The sequence below is a fragment of the Nostoc sp. genome (genome assembly GCF_036917815.1).
In the GTDB taxonomy this organism is placed as follows: domain Bacteria; phylum Cyanobacteriota; class Cyanobacteriia; order Cyanobacteriales; family Nostocaceae; genus Nostoc.
On the sequence record NZ_JBALEK010000097.1, the window covers coordinates 1 to 16,799 of the forward strand.

At 40.7% G+C, this 16,799-nt stretch carries 11 protein-coding genes and 1 pseudogene; 6 read left to right on the forward strand and 6 right to left on the reverse strand.

What is annotated here, in order from left to right; translation table 11 throughout:
• The first annotated feature begins 292 nt into the window (after nucleotides 1-292).
• Nucleotides 293-925, forward strand: coding sequence for a GNAT family N-acetyltransferase (locus tag V7K97_RS28990; RefSeq protein WP_334804403.1), 633 nt, complete (start codon nucleotides 293-295; stop codon nucleotides 923-925).
• A gap of 641 nt (nucleotides 926-1,566) precedes the next feature.
• Entirely contained in the window at nucleotides 1,567-2,121 is a 555-nt protein-coding gene (locus V7K97_RS28995) for a hypothetical protein (RefSeq protein ID WP_334804404.1), read from the forward strand.
• Between the two features lie 8 nt (nucleotides 2,122-2,129).
• Here the strand turns inward: V7K97_RS28995 and V7K97_RS29000 are convergent, their stop codons facing one another.
• The gene (locus V7K97_RS29000) at nucleotides 2,130-3,278 is read right to left on the reverse strand and encodes a histidinol-phosphate transaminase (RefSeq protein WP_334804437.1); all 1,149 of its coding nucleotides are present in this window, start codon (nucleotides 3,276-3,278) and stop codon (nucleotides 2,130-2,132) included.
• Nucleotides 3,279-3,753: 475 nt separating this feature from the next.
• Here V7K97_RS29000 and V7K97_RS29005 point away from each other — a divergent pair, with 475 nt between their 5' ends.
• The 4 genes and pseudogenes from V7K97_RS29005 (at nucleotide 3,754) to hetI (ending at nucleotide 5,040) form a co-directional block, all read left to right on the forward strand.
• Entirely contained in the window at nucleotides 3,754-3,984 is a 231-nt protein-coding gene (locus V7K97_RS29005) for a hypothetical protein (protein ID WP_334804405.1), read from the forward strand.
• Nucleotides 3,985-4,035: 51 nt separating this feature from the next.
• A pseudogene (locus tag V7K97_RS32195) lies at nucleotides 4,036-4,107 on the forward strand (DUF6888 family protein); the annotation flags it as partial.
• A complete protein-coding gene (locus V7K97_RS29010) occupies nucleotides 4,104-4,259 on the forward strand; it encodes a DUF6887 family protein (protein WP_334804406.1) in 156 nt (51 codons plus the stop codon). The pseudogene V7K97_RS32195 and the gene V7K97_RS29010, both read left to right, overlap by 4 nt.
• A gap of 73 nt (nucleotides 4,260-4,332) precedes the next feature.
• Entirely contained in the window at nucleotides 4,333-5,040 is a 708-nt protein-coding gene (gene hetI, locus V7K97_RS29015; protein ID WP_334804407.1) for a 4'-phosphopantetheinyl transferase HetI, read from the forward strand.
• 89 nt (nucleotides 5,041-5,129) lie between these two features.
• Here hetI and V7K97_RS29020 read toward each other — a convergent pair whose 3' ends face one another.
• From V7K97_RS29020 to V7K97_RS29040, 5 genes are all read right to left on the reverse strand, one after another.
• On the reverse strand, nucleotides 5,130-5,933 hold the full coding sequence (locus V7K97_RS29020; RefSeq protein ID WP_334804408.1) for an SDR family NAD(P)-dependent oxidoreductase: 804 nt from the start codon (nucleotides 5,931-5,933) through the stop codon (nucleotides 5,130-5,132).
• A gap of 553 nt (nucleotides 5,934-6,486) precedes the next feature.
• Nucleotides 6,487-8,001, reverse strand: a complete 1,515-nt coding sequence (locus V7K97_RS29025; protein ID WP_334804409.1) for a thioester reductase domain-containing protein — start codon at nucleotides 7,999-8,001, stop codon at nucleotides 6,487-6,489.
• 2 nt (nucleotides 8,002-8,003) lie between these two features.
• Nucleotides 8,004-9,680, reverse strand: coding sequence for a PfaD family polyunsaturated fatty acid/polyketide biosynthesis protein (locus V7K97_RS29030; RefSeq protein WP_334804410.1), 1,677 nt, complete (start codon nucleotides 9,678-9,680; stop codon nucleotides 8,004-8,006).
• A gap of 301 nt (nucleotides 9,681-9,981) precedes the next feature.
• Nucleotides 9,982-14,733 carry a PfaB family protein gene (locus V7K97_RS29035; protein WP_334804411.1) on the reverse strand — a complete coding sequence of 1,584 codons (4,752 nt, stop codon included), beginning with the start codon at nucleotides 14,731-14,733 and terminating at the stop codon, nucleotides 9,982-9,984.
• A gap of 231 nt (nucleotides 14,734-14,964) precedes the next feature.
• A complete protein-coding gene (locus V7K97_RS29040) occupies nucleotides 14,965-16,680 on the reverse strand; it encodes an SDR family NAD(P)-dependent oxidoreductase (RefSeq protein WP_334804412.1) in 1,716 nt (571 codons plus the stop codon).
• Between the last annotated feature and the right edge of the window lie 119 nt (nucleotides 16,681-16,799).

The window sequence follows — 16,799 nt, forward strand, 5'->3', positions numbered from 1 at the left end:
ATACCCAACGTGGCAACGACGAATGAGACGCGAAACGATGATGGTTGTTATCTTTGAAGCTCCGGCTTCAGCGAAGCAAGCCGGAGTACTTCACTATTATAGATTTATGAAGCTGTAACTCCTAAGACTATTTTAAAAGTGCAGGTTATGAAACCCTAAACTAAAGTGTAAAACTTTGTTTGATTCACAAGCAAAAGCGAATTAGCAATATCAGGTCAGTTCAATCTCCTGGGCAGCTATTAACTTTTCATTTAGTTAAAATGGTGTTTTCGGGTATTTGAGAAAATTTTCGTTGAATAAAATTAATACTGAACTAGCCTTGAAATATCGGTTTTTTCATCTATACCACCAACAGCCAATCGATTCAGCTTCCTGCCAATTCCAAATTCGTACGGCTACACCTGCTGATTTGATTGATGTTGCCCAAATTATTACTGAGAGCTTTCACTCCCATACGGGTATATGGGGATGGGCTTTCCCATTACTGCGTCTGGGTATTTACGAAGACTTAAGGCATCGGATGGCATCACCTGCGCCCCGTCATGTTTGTTTAGTCGCCCTTGATGCTACTACTAGTGAGGCTAATAACCTAGTGGGAAGTGTGGAATTGGGTGTACGTTACAGTGATTCATGGAGTCAGGTTGGCGTAGGTTTTCCTTACTTATCTAATTTAGCGGTTCACCCAAAATACCGTAGACATGGTGTGGCTTCAGGATTACTTACTAGCTGTGAAAAAGTCTGTCGCGAGTGGGGATTTCAAGACTTATATCTCCATGTTTTAGAAAATAACCATCAAGCAAGACAGCTTTATTTCAAGCTGGGATATCGGGTGCATAAAGTTGAATCAAATTGGAATACATTTTTCCTAAGACGCTCAAGCCAGATGTTATTGCACAAGCACTTGAGCGCTGATTCCCTTATCTAAATTTTATTTTGGCAATTGTCAATTTTTGTGTTCCAATTAACTTGGATAAAATCTGTCACTGATTGCGGTAATCAAATAGAAACTAACCTAATTAAAAATTCAGCCAATATTAGCTAAATATCTACATAAAAACTAGAATATATGAGTTTACGAAGCGAGTAAATAGGTTTTGATAATTCTTTTTAGGAAGAAAATTATTTTCAGACTCTTGACGAAAAATCTGATTGATTAGTTTAAAAAAAGTATCTTTTTCGTAAAAATTTTTAATATTATAAAATGTTAAGTTTTGCCTTTTTTGATTTATCGTTAAAAAATATTTTAAAGTGTTCGATATAATTACATATAGTTATGCGTGAAATTACGCTCATAAAAATCGTCACTTCCTCATAATAACTTTGTAATTAAGATATCCATCTTTATAAAAACTTTAATAAAACACTCCAAGAGTTTACAGACAAATCTAGTTATATTTCATAAAATATAATCACTCAATTGCTAAAAAAAGCGATATCTATTGCTATTTTAGTTAAATTGACCAGAAAAGTCTTGATATAAAAGAATTCAAAAACCTGATTTGAGATAACACCTATTTTCTTTTTGAAGTGCATACTACTACCACATTCGTTGAAAGTTTAAAAAACATGGATAGCGAACAGCATCAACGCTATCAGACCTCTATGGTATCAACTTATCACCCTGAAACTAGTTTCCTTGACTATGTTGAAATGTCAGACGGAACTGAGCATTCGCAAGGCTCGGATATCCTTACACGTTTGCACAGTGGAGAAGTTTTCATCGTCAATAGTCGTAGACGAAATGGATTAATCCTCTTTAAACGCTACCATGCAGAGTTTGCTGGGCCTGGGGCTGCTGTGGGTGGGGATTACGATTGTGATTGCCAAAGGGCACTGCCTATAGGTAATCTGTCTTTATTAACTCCCGAATCTAATGAAGAGCGCCAGAAGGCTTACTTGATTAGGCGACAGTGGATTCGATTGATCAAACAAATTACCGAAAACCCAGTGCCTGGGCAGCGAGTTCAGAAGATTCTCGATCAATTTGAACAATACTTTCCACCAGAAATAGTGGCTCTTCTGCCGGATGTTGCCTTTGCTCTTTTGGTGGGTGTATTGCCCCAAACAGTGGGAATTGTACGCCGTTTGGGTAGTGAGATAGATAGCCGATTTAATTACTGATTGAATTGCTAAGATTGCAAATTTAACAAAGCGGCTTTTACTCGATTTACGGTGCGGGTGTTTTCTTCTATCGTCCCGACAGTAATTCGCAGTCCTCCGCTAATGTGTCGTACAAGAGTGCCGAGTGTCCTAAGTTTCTGATGAAAAGTTTTTAAGGGAGCATCTGGTGAATTAAAGCCATTTGGTTGAAGACGCAGGTAAATAAAGTTGGCAGCGCTTGGGGTAATTTGTAGTTCTGGTTGCTGGGATAAAATTTTGATGAGTTTGGCTCGTTCACTCAGGGTTTGGGGAATTGACTCCAGTAAGAGTGTGCGGTTTTGTAAAGCAAGCAATGCTGCTGCTATGGAAAAGCTGGGGAGATTGTAGGGTAAGCGAACTTTTTCTAAGATGGCGATCGCTTCGGGATGAGCGACGCAATAACCGACACGGAGAGATGCCAACCGGAAAGCTTTAGAAAAAGTGCGTAATATCACCCAATTTTGGCGTTGGACTAATTCACCTACTAGGCTAGTTTGACTGAATTCAAAGTAAGCTTCATCAATTACTACCAAAATATGCTGTGGTAAACTTTTTAACCATGCCACCTCTGCCCCAGTTAAGCTGTTGGCAGTCGGTGAATTGGGATGCACTACGAAAACTACCCGAATGGGGGGATTTTGAGTTTGTTCGATAGCTGACTGTGCGGCGCTGATGTCAATTTCAAAATTTGTTTCATTTCTACCCACCGTTACTACAGGAATGCCCAAAGTTTGCGCCAAAATCCCGTACATCGAGAAAGTGGGGTTGGCAACGAGAATTGAACCTTCTTCTCCTAGACAGGTGGCGATTAATAAAGAGCGGATTAGTTCATCTGAACCATTGCCGACAGAAATATTGGCAGCAGTAAACAAGGATGAAGACAGGGCGGCTGACTGATTGACATACTGTGCGATCGCATCCTTAAGTGTTTCATGTCCGCCATCGGGATAACGATTTGTTTCAATTACTTGCTGATATGTCCATGCCAATTTCTCTTTTAACTCAGGTGGTAAATCGTAGGGGCTTTCATTTGTATCCAGGCGATCGAACTGTGTGGGGACAGAATCGGTTGTATCGCTACTGGGATGAGGTTTGTACGCGGTAAATTGTGCTAAATCTGACCGGATGAAGGGAAGCATAGTTTTAGTCAACCAATATTTGAATTTATCGTAAATCAAAAGAAGCCATACCTACAGCAAGCTGAAGCCGGAACGACTGGGACAAGTTTAGGGACTTCCAAATAAAAAAATGTCCTAAAAACTGACCCAAAAGCCTCTCTATTTCTCCTCTCTCTGTGTTCTCTGTGTCTCTGTGGTTCGTTTCTTTGGATAATTTATTTCTTGTCAGTCCCTTACTGGCGGAGAATTTAGTTGCCCCAAGGGTTTCGTCAAGTACAGGACTTACGCAAAATACGTCGTAAGTAGCGGTAATTCATGAATTACCGCTACGGAATAATAGGCTTTTCAATTATTTTTGCGTAACTCCTAAGGTATTTAGCACAACAGCTTTTAGCTATTTACCAGAACTAAGTAGGTAGGTGGGAATAAATCAAAGTATGTTACTAAAAGTAAACACGCCTAAAACCCTTACCAATGACGATTGGACTTTGGACAAATGACGACCCTCTCCTGCAAAGACGCTACGCGAACACCAGTTAACTTTATTTACGCCCACCTACTTACCATGACTGAAGAAGAAAACCAACTTTTGATCGAACACGCTCGTGCGATGCCTGCGGCGGGCTACGCCTACGCTAAAATACTCTACAAAAATGCTCCAGTTGAGGAATTAACAAGCGTAAGGATTGCCAGAGCCTATCTTAATGGATTAATCTTTACTCGCTAAATAAAAAGTAGGATGCTCCCTATTTGATTCGGATAGACAAGCGCAGATAAAGATGTAGTTATTCTGACTGGAGAAGAGACAGAAATCTTAATTTACCCAAATGGAAAATGGAGATATTTATGAACAAACCAGATTTTATGTCAACGAGCGGTATCGAAGTGCGTAAATATATCCTTGAACATAAGGAAGACGAGGCAGCCTTTCAAGTTTACGTAGATAGGTTTAAATCTGACAGTAATCAAACATTTCCAGTGCCACAAACTATAGACGATTAAAAAAACTTTCCCGAATTACAACGTCAGTACCAGCAAAAACCCAATCAAAGTTAATTACGAATTATGAATGCTCATGACTGCTACTCATCATCTCTGGCTACCTACACCGACAGATTTAACTTTATTACCCGATGAGATTCATGTCTGGCGCATAGAACTTGACCAAACAGAAGCACAGTTGCAACATTTGACAACAACTCTTTCGAGTGACGAAATGGCTCGTGCTGAACGGTTTTATTTTCCAAAGCATCGGCAGCATTTCATCGCTGGTCGCGGTATTCTGCGAACTATATTAGGGCGCTACTTAGATATCAAACCATCAGAAGTTCAGTTTAATTATCAACACCGAGGTAAACCAGTATTAGCCGATAGTGGACTAGCGTTTAACTTGTCTCATTCCCAAGGGTTGGGTTTGTGTGCAGTGAATTGCACCCGCCAAATTGGTGTAGACCTCGAATATATTCGCCCGATGTCTGACTTGGAAGCTCTTGCCAAACGGTTCTTTTTACCGAGAGAATATGAGATATTGCGATCGCTATCTCCCAACCAACAGCAAGAGGTATTTTTTCGTTACTGGACTTGTAAGGAAGCTTATTTAAAAGCAACTGGAGACGGACTATCCCAGTTAGAGCAAATTGAAGTATCGCTGACTCCCACAGAACCAGCTAAGTTACAGATAACTGAAGACTGGAGTCTTTTTGAACTAGTACCTGCTAACAATTATGTTGCTGCTGTTGCTGTAGAAAATTTTGGCTGGAACTTAAAATGTTGGCAGTATTAGTCATTAGTCATTAGTTATTCTTCCCCAATGCCCCATGCCCCATGCCCAATGTTCAATGCCCCATGCCCAATGCCCAATGCCCCATACCCCTACTTATCTTCCTGCATACTTCTGACAATTTTTGTTACTAGCTTTCTGGGTACAAACCTGACGCTTTTTGCCAGTAGTTTATTCATAAAACCAGGAATAACAATGGTTTTGCCCTTCATTAAGGCGTGATAACCAATTTCGGCTACTGTTTGTGCATCCATCATTTTCTTGCCCTTAAGCAACTTAGAGTCTGCCATCCCGCTTCTTTCATGAAAGGCAGATGCGGTTGAGCCTGGGCAAAGAACTGTCACAGTGACACCAGTACCTTCTAACTCATTAGCGATCGCTTCTGAAAAAGATAAGATATAAGCTTTAGTCGCAAAATAAACCGCCATCAGAGGCCCAGGTTGAAAGGCCGCAGCCGAAGCAACATTTAATATTTTTCCTTCACCTTGCTTGACCATGTGCTTCACGAATAGCTTGGTTAAATGGGTGAGACACACCAAATTTACCTGTAGCATTTCCAGTTCAGTAGCTAGGTCTGTTTCGTGGAATAATCCATGTATCCCAAATCCAGCATTATTTACCAGCACATCAACCTCAATATTGGCGAGTTGCAACTCTGTAAAAATTTCTTCAGGAGCGGTTGATATAGATAAATCCTTAACAATAGTTTTGACAAGATTTCCAAATTTTTCTTGGAATTTAGCTGCAATTTCTACAAGCTTTAGCCCGTTTCTGTCTACTAAGACCAGGTTGTAATCATGAGCAGCAAAAATACATGCTAATTCGTAGCCAATTCCACCGGCTGCCCCAGTAATAAGAGCAGTTTGTTTGCTCTGACTTTGATGTGTTGTGTTCATGTAAGAATATTGGTGAATTCAATTTGATGAAGCTGTATTGCATTTACAGTGGTTCTCGTTCTACAATTAAGCACGCGTAATATTTGAACCAGCGATAAATATCTGGAGCTATTACCCTTTCAATTGCTTGTGTGGTGCGTTGGATAGATGTAGCAGTCCAAACGTAAATTTAGGACTTATGCATCGAAAAAGTTGAGCATTAAAGAAGTTAGGTTATTTAAGACTGCTAGCGCTGGCTTTTGATTACTCACAAAAGCTAGCAGGTAAAATCAAACTTTTATGCCCCACACTAACCATTCTATCCTCGATTACTTCTGTCAAGGGGTGAATACTAAAAATTTACATGATTGAGCATAAAAAAACAGGGCAATTATATTGCCGCTGTTAGTGTATGAGTTGTTGCTGGCATCGGAAATATTGGCTGTTCAGTAGTACTGAGTTTTAAAAAATGGACTGAATCAAATTATTTTGTAGTTACGGCTTCCGTAACGCACCGAAAGTATCCGAGATGGTGCGTTAGAAACGTAACGCACCCTACGAAAGTTGTAAATTATTAAGCGATATTTAAGAAACCGCTTTGAATCAAGTAAGCAGTATAAGTCATAAACAATTGAGAGTCAATTGGGGGACAAACAATAGAACTACCTGCTAATGCATGGAGAGTATCTTGGCAGCTAATATGAGGTCTTCTAGCTTCCAAGTACAAATCAGGAATAGTCAGTTGCTCATCAGACCAACGTTCCAGCAAAAATGGTCGCAGAGTATACAAAGGATTGTCAACAGAAGACACATTATTGATTAACTCTGATTGCCATTTTTCATAAGGAATCATCTCAACTGAATAGCCAAAAGAACGTATCCAATCAACTAATGTTTTCAAAGAAACAGGTTGGGGATGTTGTAAGTTAAAAGCCTTGCCTATGGATTCTTTTTGCTGTGATAGATAAACAATGGCTTTACTTACATAGTCTACAGGAGACATATCCAACATATAATCTACATCAGGGAAATATCCCATTTGTAGACAGCCCTTGGTCATCAAATTGATAAAGTCATGTGTGTTACAAATGCCTGTTTTACTATCACCTGAAATCAGTGGGGGTCTGTGGATAGTTACAGGAAGTCCACGGTCACGAGCAATTTTTACTAACTTTTCAGCTACCCATTTAGTCTGTGAGTAACCAAGATAAATACCTTCCCAATGATTGAATTCATCCTGCTCTTTAACAACCTTGCCAGCATAAGCAGTGGATTCAAAAACAGCAACACTAGAAACGTAATGTACAGGCTTGACTTTAATTTGACAAGCCAATCTCAAAACTTCTTGAGTTCCTAAAACATTGGCTGTTTTCAGTGCTGAGTATGGGAAAACATAATTCAACAAAGCAGCGCTATGATAGATAGTATCAATATTGGCAGCTAAAATTTGAAACTGTTCCGAACTAATACCTAACAATGGCTGAGATAAATCGCCGACAATCGGAATAATTCTGGAGTTAAATTCTTCCTGCCAAATTGCATACTGTTGCAGATTCTTTTGGATTTTGCTTTTGCCTTCTTCCGCATTAGCAGCACGGACTAAGCAATAGATATCCGCCTTAGTTTGTTGTAGCAATTCCCGGATGATAAAAGCTCCTAAAAAGCCTGTTCCTCCAGTTAAAAAGATGTTTTTAGGTTCACCTACAGGCGCATTAGATGCAGCACCGGGATTGATGGTGGGGTCAAGAACAGCCTCAGCACTTAAATCTAGAATTGAGGGTGCAACATTGGCATTAGAGGATTTCACCCCTGTATCTTGAATCGGTGAACCTTCTTGCACTTCTTCAGCTAAACGCTGTGAAAGGGCTTCAATATTTGGGTAATGCCACAGCAGCAACGGAGATGGTTGAAATCCTAGTAGTTTTTCTAAGTTACTTACCAGAATCATTGCTTGGGCTGAATCCAACCCATAGTTTTCTAAATGTTCTTTGACATCTATTTCATCAGTTGCTACTCCTAGCAACTTAGCTAAGTTAGATACCAAAAATACTTGAATATCGTCTGCTGTGAAAGACTGTTTTATAGTCATTTTTAAATCTCCAACAATGATGTAGAACGAACAGGGTGATACTGACTGTAATAATCGGAAGCTTGCAATCCTTGAATTTTCAAATTTTGGACACGATACAAAAAGGCTGCACCAGTCATAATTTGATTAGCAACATCAACTACACCACGATTATTTGGTTCAGACAGGTAGGAACCGCGTACCCAGTCATTGAAACCGCCCATTGCCGGGCCACACCAAATTTGATAATCGACTTCTCTACCTTTTTCACCAGAACTAGACCAACGGGAAGATAATCCTAGATACCAACGGAAAATCAACGCCATTTTCAGTTTAGGATTATTGACTGCTTTCCCAAGTTTCTCAGGATTCTTTTGGGACAAATAAGCCGCAGTTCCTTCCCATACTTCAGCAATAGTTTTGCGAAAAACTTGTTTTTCTAATTTCTCTCTTTCTGCCAAAGGAATCTCTTCAATGGAATTATAAGCGCGGTAGAGTTCAAATAATTTCTGCGCTCGCATGGGGAACATTGTACCCCGTTTGAGAACTTGCAGTTTGACTCCCATTTCAAACATATCTGCTGCTGGGGCCATAATCATATCAGCCATTTCTGCTTGGGCTAATAGCTTTTTGGTATGTTCACAAGCCCCAGATTCAACGCATGATTGATTAATGGAACCAGTCATTACATAAGCAGCACCCATCATGAAAGCTGCTAATGCTGATTGTGGTGTCCCAATTCCCCCTGCTACCCCAATTCTAATTGGTGTTTGGTAATGATATTGTGCTTGAATTTCATCCCGTAAGGCAATAATAGAAGGTAGCAAACAAACCAGGGGACGGTTATCTGTATGACCTCCAGAATCAGCCTCGACGGTAATATCATCAGCCATTGGAACTTTAGCGGCAAGGGTTGCTTGTAACTCGGTAATTAATCCTTGTTCAAGAAGTTCTTTGATAATTCTCGCTGGTGCTGGTTGCAGAAATTTAGTCGCAACTTCTCGGCGAGAAATTTTGGCAATGACTTTATTTTTGATTTCAATTTGATTGGCGTTATTCAACCCCAATCCCGCAACACGGTAATAAACAATGTTGGGGGTCAAGTCAAGAAATGCAGATGCTTCTACTGTCCTCACTTGATATTTGAGGTATAAATCCACAGCCCGACGTTCAATCGCAGGTTCGTTAGGACTGTGAATTAAATTAAATGCATAAGGCCCTTGAGGTAAAGCCTGTTGAATGCGATTTATGGCTGCTTCCAAACGTTCTGGAGTTAAACCACCTGCACCAAAGGAACTCAAAATTTGCTCTTTTCCAAGTGCAATGACCATTTCTTCGGAAGCAATTCCGCCAGCCATTGCGCCGGTAACGTAAGCATATTTCACTCCATGAGAGGAGAGAAAATTCGGATCTCCAAACTGTTGAATGCGGATTGGGGCTGCAAATGTTAGCAGTTCTACTTGTGCTGTTGTGCCATTATCACCAGGGGATAAATAACCCTCATTCGTGACACCGATTTTTCCGGCAACTTTCACGATGTAGCAGGGTTTATTTAACACCATCAATTTATCTTTGATGGTTTGTTTCTCGAAAGATACTGTTTCTAAAGAACCTTTCCAAACCTGGTTTTTGTTATAAGACCAGGGGGAGAAGTTAAGACCATTATCGTGTTTACTTAGTACCGTATCTACGGTTGTCACGGTAGTTATCCCTCGGATTACAAACAATGGATAATTAAAATTGAAGGGTGTAGACTCTTCATATAGCAATCCTAAATCGTATGTGAAAACTTCTCTCTTCCTTGGCGCTCTTGGCGTCTTGGCGGTTCGTTCATTTCCAAAACTTAGATAGGATTGCGATGTAAATCTAACTTTTCATACCAATTTTCCATGAAGATGCACGTAATAATTTTTAAACGAACCGCCAAGACACCAAGGAAGGCAAGGAAGAGAGTAGTTAAGAATTAATCGGTGCAAGTTGAGAGAGAATTGGTATGATTTCTCAAGATTCGTCGTTAAGCAGGTTTTGGGCGCAAGCTAGTTGCAATTGAATTATTTCGCTCATTTGCTGACTGTAATCTTGTCTAGCTTGTAAGAAGGCTGTGTGCGCTTTAGTTATCTTTGAATTATTAGCATTGAGCTTTTGATACTGGGTCTTATTTAAATCGAACATGCTGATGATGCTACTAATTTTTTGAGTTCTGACGGGTGGGAAAGAAACAGGAATTGGCTGTGTAATTGCGCTTGACTCAGAAGATTGTAATTGTTCTCTCGGTTCAAAAACGTTATCAATGATATTTTTCGGTTTTACTTCTTCTGGCTGAGGCAAGATGTTAGTGGAGTAATTCTCTTCTTGGGTTATTTGGTTTAAAGTCTTAAGAGAATCTGTGATTTCAGATTCTTGGACATTAGGTATGTTTGAATGCTGTTTTTGGAAACGTTCACTCCTAAGATCCCCAGCGAAATCTTCAACAATTTTGCGATTTTCGTCGCTCAAAATGGTAGCAGCAATTGCTTTTCCACCCAAGGTAACTGTTCTCAATGTTGCTTTATTTGAATTAGCAGTTTCTTGAGCTTTGTTGTACAGTGGTGATAAATCGACGTTCACCTGATGACTGAGTAGTTTTGCTAATGCTTTGACCATCGAAGCATGGTCATCCATCCCTCTACGATTCAGAGAAACTGTGATATGTTCTTGGTTGCCGAGAATTTTATCAATCCATCGCGAACAGACATTACCTGCGCCTGCTTCTAGAAATATTTTGACTCCATCACCGTAGACACGATTCACTAATTGCGGGAAATCAAGTTCTTGGCATAGTCCTTTGGCGATGTTATGTGCGATGGTATCGCTATCAAGTGTAATTGGTTGATAGTCGGCGGCAGAATAAAACACAATACCGGGCAGATTTTGGGATGGTAAGGTGTTTACCTTCTTGATTTCCTCGTACTGCGATCGCATCGCCTCACAATGTATCACATGGTCGAAGGGAGCGGGGAAGGCGTTGCAACCTAAAGTTGTAATCACTCGCTTACAGGCGGCATCCTCACCAGCAATTAATACTTCTTCTGGTGTGTTAATTTGAGTTAAGTAGACGTGATTCTCTTGTTTCAGGCATTCTCTAACTTGAGATGGTGTAGCCATGAGAACATAAGTATTCCAAAAATTGTTGTTTGGTGAATCGGTTAATCCCCAATATTCACGCACAGCATTTTTCGGCCCAGATAATTTATCGCCAAATAGAGGTGATGAGTTTAAGGTGTTACTTCCGCCCTCAAAATCACTCCAAACTCCTTGGGCAACCATCATACTAGTTTCACCCAAGCTATACCCAAAAACGGATTGCGGCTTGACTTGAAAATCATCTCGGAAAATTGCCGTCATGTATCTAGCAAAGGCAATTTCGCTTTCAAACATTGCTAGTGAATCATCTAACAATTGCTTTTCGAGAGTTTCTAGTTGCCTGGTTGTCAATTTAGGTAAACTTCTGGGATAAACCAACTTTTCAACATCGGCAGCCCGGTTGTAGAGATTGTTACTTTTTAAGTCCTCGAATACTTTCGGGAATAAACGGAAGACGCTGCGACCAATGCCAATATAAGAATTGACGGCTGCGGGATAAACATAAGCAACTGCTCCAGTTTTACCCAATGGTTTCGCTGTGAAATAACTTCCTAAAGGTGTTTGCCAATCTGTGCCGTTTTCAAAGGCATTGTTTACACCTTTGCGGGCAGATTCAATTTCTTTAAGTAAATCTTTGGTGTTACGTCCTGTGATTGATAAGACGTATTTTGGATTAGAATGCTGTTCAAAATTAGTAAATGTCTCGCTGGCGGTAGCTGATAAAGAAGAACTAGCTTCGATGCATTTTTGGAGATGGTTAAGTAAATCTGGTATGGTAGAGCGATCGCTAACTGCGATGGGAAACAGATGAAAAGGCATTTGCTGCAAATATCTGTTGTCGCGCTCCTGTTGGCTGGGTTCCTCCGATAAGATTAAATGGGCGTAACTACCATCTATACCCATGCTATTAATTGCTGCTATTCTACGTGTGCCGCCTTTATCGACAAACCAAGGTCTTGATTCCATTGCCACATAGAAAGGGCTACCTTCCCATACTTGCGGTGTTTTGACACCAGACCATTTGGGTGTGGCGGGAATATACCTGTAATAAAGACAGAGAGCGGTTTTGATTAAGCTAGCAATTCCCGATGCTGTATAGGTGTGGCCGATATTGGCTTTCACGCTGCCCAATGCACAATGCAAACCATTGCCGACTTTCGGATAAGCTTGCAGTAAACCAGTGATTTCGGCTTCATCTTCCTGGGGAACGCCACTACCAAAGACTTCTACATAGTTAACCTCTGTGGGTTGAATCTCAGCCATCTCAAAAGCTTGTTTGCAGACATCACTGATAGCTGAAGCATCAGGTTTTACCAGAGCGTCACTCAAAGTAGAATTACCTTGTGCGAAACTCATAGCATCAATTACTGCATAGATGCGTTCATTATCTTCTTTAGCAACTTCGTAGCGTTTGAGGACAACTGCGCCGGCACCTTCGCCAACTGTCCAGCCATTGGCTTGTTGGTCATAACCCAACGTATTGACACCCGTATTAATTGGGGCAAATTGGCTGCGGAATAAGACATTTTCTACACCACCTGCTAAATCTACGGCACCCACAACCACCGCGTCTACTTCGCCAGTAGCGAGTAGCATTTGGGCAACTTCCAATGCTTTGAGGGCAGAATTTTCGCCAGCGCTGACGGTGAATGCAGGGCCAGTGAAATTCCACAAAGCCGAAATCCGACTCGCCATAATGTTGGCGATGTGACTCACATATTCGCCAATTTCTACTGGTTGGTGAATGCTATCTTTGACAATGGTTTCCAGTTGGGAAAGCTGTTCAGCAGGTAGAGAAATTCCTTGATTGAGTAAGCCATCCTTAACTTGCCAAGACAAATTCCATCTTTGCTGTAGCTGATGCACGGAAAATTCTGTCTCGGCGGCGACTATAACCGCTACATTGCCGCCTTCCTGTAGTTTCGCATCTTTTAGGGCGCGATCGCTAACCTTCAAGAGCAACAATTGTTGTGGGTTTAACTTTTCGATTTCATTCGGTGGGATTTTGCACGATAAAGTATCGATTTCAAAATCTTTGATGTATGCCCCAACTGGCGCTTTTCCATCTGTTAAACCGTACTCTTTCAAGACATTTTCTTGATTTTCTATACCATGCCATCTTTGAGGCGGTAGAGAAGTAAAATGTTGTGTGCCATCATAAATACTGCGTTCAAAAGCATCTAAGCCATTGCAGTTACCAAAAAAGGCATCCATGCCGACAATGGCGACTTTGGTAGGTGGAACAGGTGGAGTTGATTCAACTGATTCTGCTGTAGTTCCTTGTTCTAAAATCAGATGAGAATTAGTACCGCCAAAACCGAAAGCACTGATAGCTGCCCGTTTAATTGGTGCGTTATTATTAGGCCATGCCGTAGCTGTTCTAACAATTTTATCGGCGCAAATTGTACCATTTTCCGAAGCTAAAGGTTCTGAAACATTCATGGTCGCTGGAATTACACCATGAGACATACTCAAAATCACTTTAGTCAAGCCAACCATGCCAGCAGCAGTTAGCAAGTGACCAGTATTTGCCTTAGCAGAACCCACTAGAGGCGCAGCTTTATTTTGACCAAAGAATGTTTCGATGGAGTTGAATTCGGTTGTATCTCCTAGTAATGTGCCTGTGGCGTGACACTCTAGATAATCGATGGTTTTGGGACTAAATTTCGCCTCGTTATAGGCTCGTTCAAAAGCTAAAACTTGCCCTTTAGGATTAGGGCTGAGTAAATGCTTACCTTTGCCATCATTCGAGAGTCCATTACCGCAGATAGTGGCGAGAATATTATCACCATCTCTAACGGCATCAGAATATCTCTTCAGCATCACCATCCCAACACCATCGGCGGGAATTAGCCCTCTAGAAGACTTATCTAATGGGCGGCTGATGCCATTTTCTGCATACCCTTGAACACCGGAAAATAACATCCGCACGAATAGGGAATCTGCACAGCTTATGGCTCCAGCTAACATGACATCAGCTTTGTGTGACCATAAGTAATGGGATGCTAGTTTAATCGCGTAAAATGATGATGAACAAGCAGCATCCAGACATAAATTAATCTGGGATAGAGATAGAGCTTGAGCAATGATAGATGCTGGTAAGCCAGATATCATCGCATTGTATAAAGACGCTTTAGTTGCAGTTGGGAGAGCGGCTAAATCAAAGTCTTCATCCTGCAAAAGTTCTCTGACGGCAGGGGTAATAGCTTGCTGGTAAATTGGAGAGAATAATTGATTAGATAATTTTGTCGGGAATGACAAATTACCTAAAATTACGCCACATTTTGCCAGAACATTTTGATTACCCCAATAACCACTCTGTACAATTGCTTGTTTAGCGGCATACAATGACCATTTGAAGGTGTTATCTAAACCAGTAACAAATTCTGATGGTAGATTGTACTCGGAGGGGTTAAACTGGAAGTTGCGGATGTATCCGCCTTTGAGGGAATAGGTTTTGTCTGGTGTACCTTTGACTGGATTGTGAAAGATTGTCGGATCTACTCCGGTTTCTTCGACGGTTGCAGAGGATGTGGAATCTTTTTGATTAACGATGTTCTGCCAGTATTCTTCAGGGTTTTTGGCATCGGGAAATAGGCATGATAATGCGATGATGGCTATTTTTTCCACGATTTATATGCTCCGAGTTTGGGTATTAGGCAAGAGATAATTTAAAAGGCAGGATTTACGCTGTTCCCCAAACTTTGAAGTGGCAAGTTATAGCAATCCTATTTGAGTTGTGAAAATTGCTGTTTTTAATCGAACCACAGAGGCGCAGAGAGCGCAGAGAGAAGAATAAAGAGAGATTTTTACAACTGATTTAGGATTGCTATATGGATGTTGAGTGGTAAAGGAAGATTATTAGCTTCTGAGCATTTTCATTGACCAAATAATGGCATGGGCACCGAGCATTCGTGAGTATATTTTACCTTGGCGATCGTGTATGATGAAGTTTGCGATCGCACTACTTGGTGTTTTAGCTAGTACTTCACAAGAAACGTAAAATGTTTCGTTATGTGGTATTGCTTCAAATTGTTCAAACTTTTCTACTTTTCCAGGTAAACAACCTTCTTCATGAAAGTGTTGTGTCCAAATCCATAAGGCGTGCATACTCAAGTCTGTTGTGTAAGGATTTACCCATTGGACAGGGAATTGTCCTTGTTGTTGGGCGGTGAGTTCTGGCCACAGACATTCTGTTGTGATTTTTTCGGGACTGATGTTTAAAACTCTCTTAACTTCCTGAAAACCGGGACCGTGAAATAATGTAGCCCCACCATTTTGGTAAAATGCTTTTCCTGTGGCGGTGATGATATTATCTGGTTCGAGATTGAGAGATTCATAAGTTGGTGCAACTGGGATTTCTCGTTGGAGATTGAGTTGAGTGCTAAAATGAAAGTGGATTCTTCCTTCTGGGTTTTTACTCGAAATTTTAGCTTTAAGTTCGATGCTTTCTAAGTTAACCTTGGAAATTTCTTCTATTTCTAAAATATGTTCCTTAGCTAATGTCTCATTGAAAGTAATTCCCTTCAAAACTTTGAAATCTTGGTAATTGAACAATCTATAACCGGGATATAATTGTTCACAAGCATTGATAATCCAGGTCATTGCACAAGTTGCTGGTAAAACTGGAGAACCAGCAATGGTATGATCGTTTAAAAATGGATTAGCCTCCAATGTCATTTGGCGACGAATCCGATAGGTTCGTAGTTCTGAATCTAACTCTGTAGCCATTGGAACTAGTGGACTACCAATAACAACTTGTGCGGTTGCATGATTGGCATTACCCATTTCTTTAACGAGCATTTGTGCGCCCACTGCAATGGGAATTATTTCAATTTTTCGCTCTTGAAAAATCTTCTTTAATTCTGCTGTCACCATTCCACTGTCCCAAGCGCCCCAGTTGATAGCGACTACATGACATGAAGGATAAGTTTGCTTAAATATATGGGCTGATTTGTTCAGAATTTCATTTGCGATCGCATAATCAGATTGTCCGGGATTTCCATAAAATCCTGTGACTGAAGAAAACAAAACTAAATGCTGAAGTTGATTAGGGTTAACGCAAGTTAGCAGGTTTTCTAAGCCTTGAACTTTGGCGGTGTAAACTTTTTCAAAATCCTCTTCTGTTTTCTTTTCAATTAATTTATCAGCTAAGTTTCCCGCGCCGTGGATGATTCCGGTAATCGACCCAACATTAGCCAGCTTTTCTTGTAAAGCTTGTGTATCTGTAACATCGACGCTGATATATTCGGCTTTAGATCCGGTTTTTTCAATTGCTGCTAGGGTCTTTTTAATTTCACGGCTAGAGGTAATTTTGTTATATATTTTTTGCACATTCATGGGTGTGGGCTTCTCTCCTTGAGAAAGAAGGTTTTCCATGATGCATTTTTTCAATGCTGATTCATCAGAATTTTGAGCATAATCTGGCTCGGTTTCTAACAGTTCGGAGCGACCGAGGAGGATGAATTTGCAGGGTTGCTGTTGGGCTAATCTGATAGTACACTCAGCCGTAATCCCTTTTGCACCGCCGCTCACGACAAAGACTGATGATGGACTAAGCTGGGCTATTTGTGTCATAAATCCTCGTGAATACCTGCATAATTTTGGTTTTTTCTTCCTCTGTGTCCTCTGCGCCTCTGCGGTTTTTTTTTAACGAACCACAGAGACACAGAGAGCGCAGAGAGAAGAGATGAAGG

Coding starts and splice junctions, on each gene's coding strand:
- V7K97_RS28995 (WP_334804404.1), top strand. CDS start 1,567: ATGGATAGCGAACAGCATCAACGCTATCAGACCTCTATGGTATCAACT.
- V7K97_RS29000 (WP_334804437.1), bottom strand. CDS start 3,278: ATGCTTCCCTTCATCCGGTCAGATTTAGCACAATTTACCGCGTACAAA.
- V7K97_RS29005 (WP_334804405.1), top strand. CDS start 3,754: ATGACGACCCTCTCCTGCAAAGACGCTACGCGAACACCAGTTAACTTT.
- V7K97_RS29010 (WP_334804406.1), top strand. CDS start 4,104: ATGAACAAACCAGATTTTATGTCAACGAGCGGTATCGAAGTGCGTAAA.
- hetI (WP_334804407.1), top strand. CDS start 4,333: ATGACTGCTACTCATCATCTCTGGCTACCTACACCGACAGATTTAACT.
- V7K97_RS29020 (WP_334804408.1), bottom strand. CDS start 5,933: ATGAACACAACACATCAAAGTCAGAGCAAACAAACTGCTCTTATTACT.
- V7K97_RS29025 (WP_334804409.1), bottom strand. CDS start 8,001: ATGACTATAAAACAGTCTTTCACAGCAGACGATATTCAAGTATTTTTG.
- V7K97_RS29040 (WP_334804412.1), bottom strand. CDS start 16,680: ATGACACAAATAGCCCAGCTTAGTCCATCATCAGTCTTTGTCGTGAGC.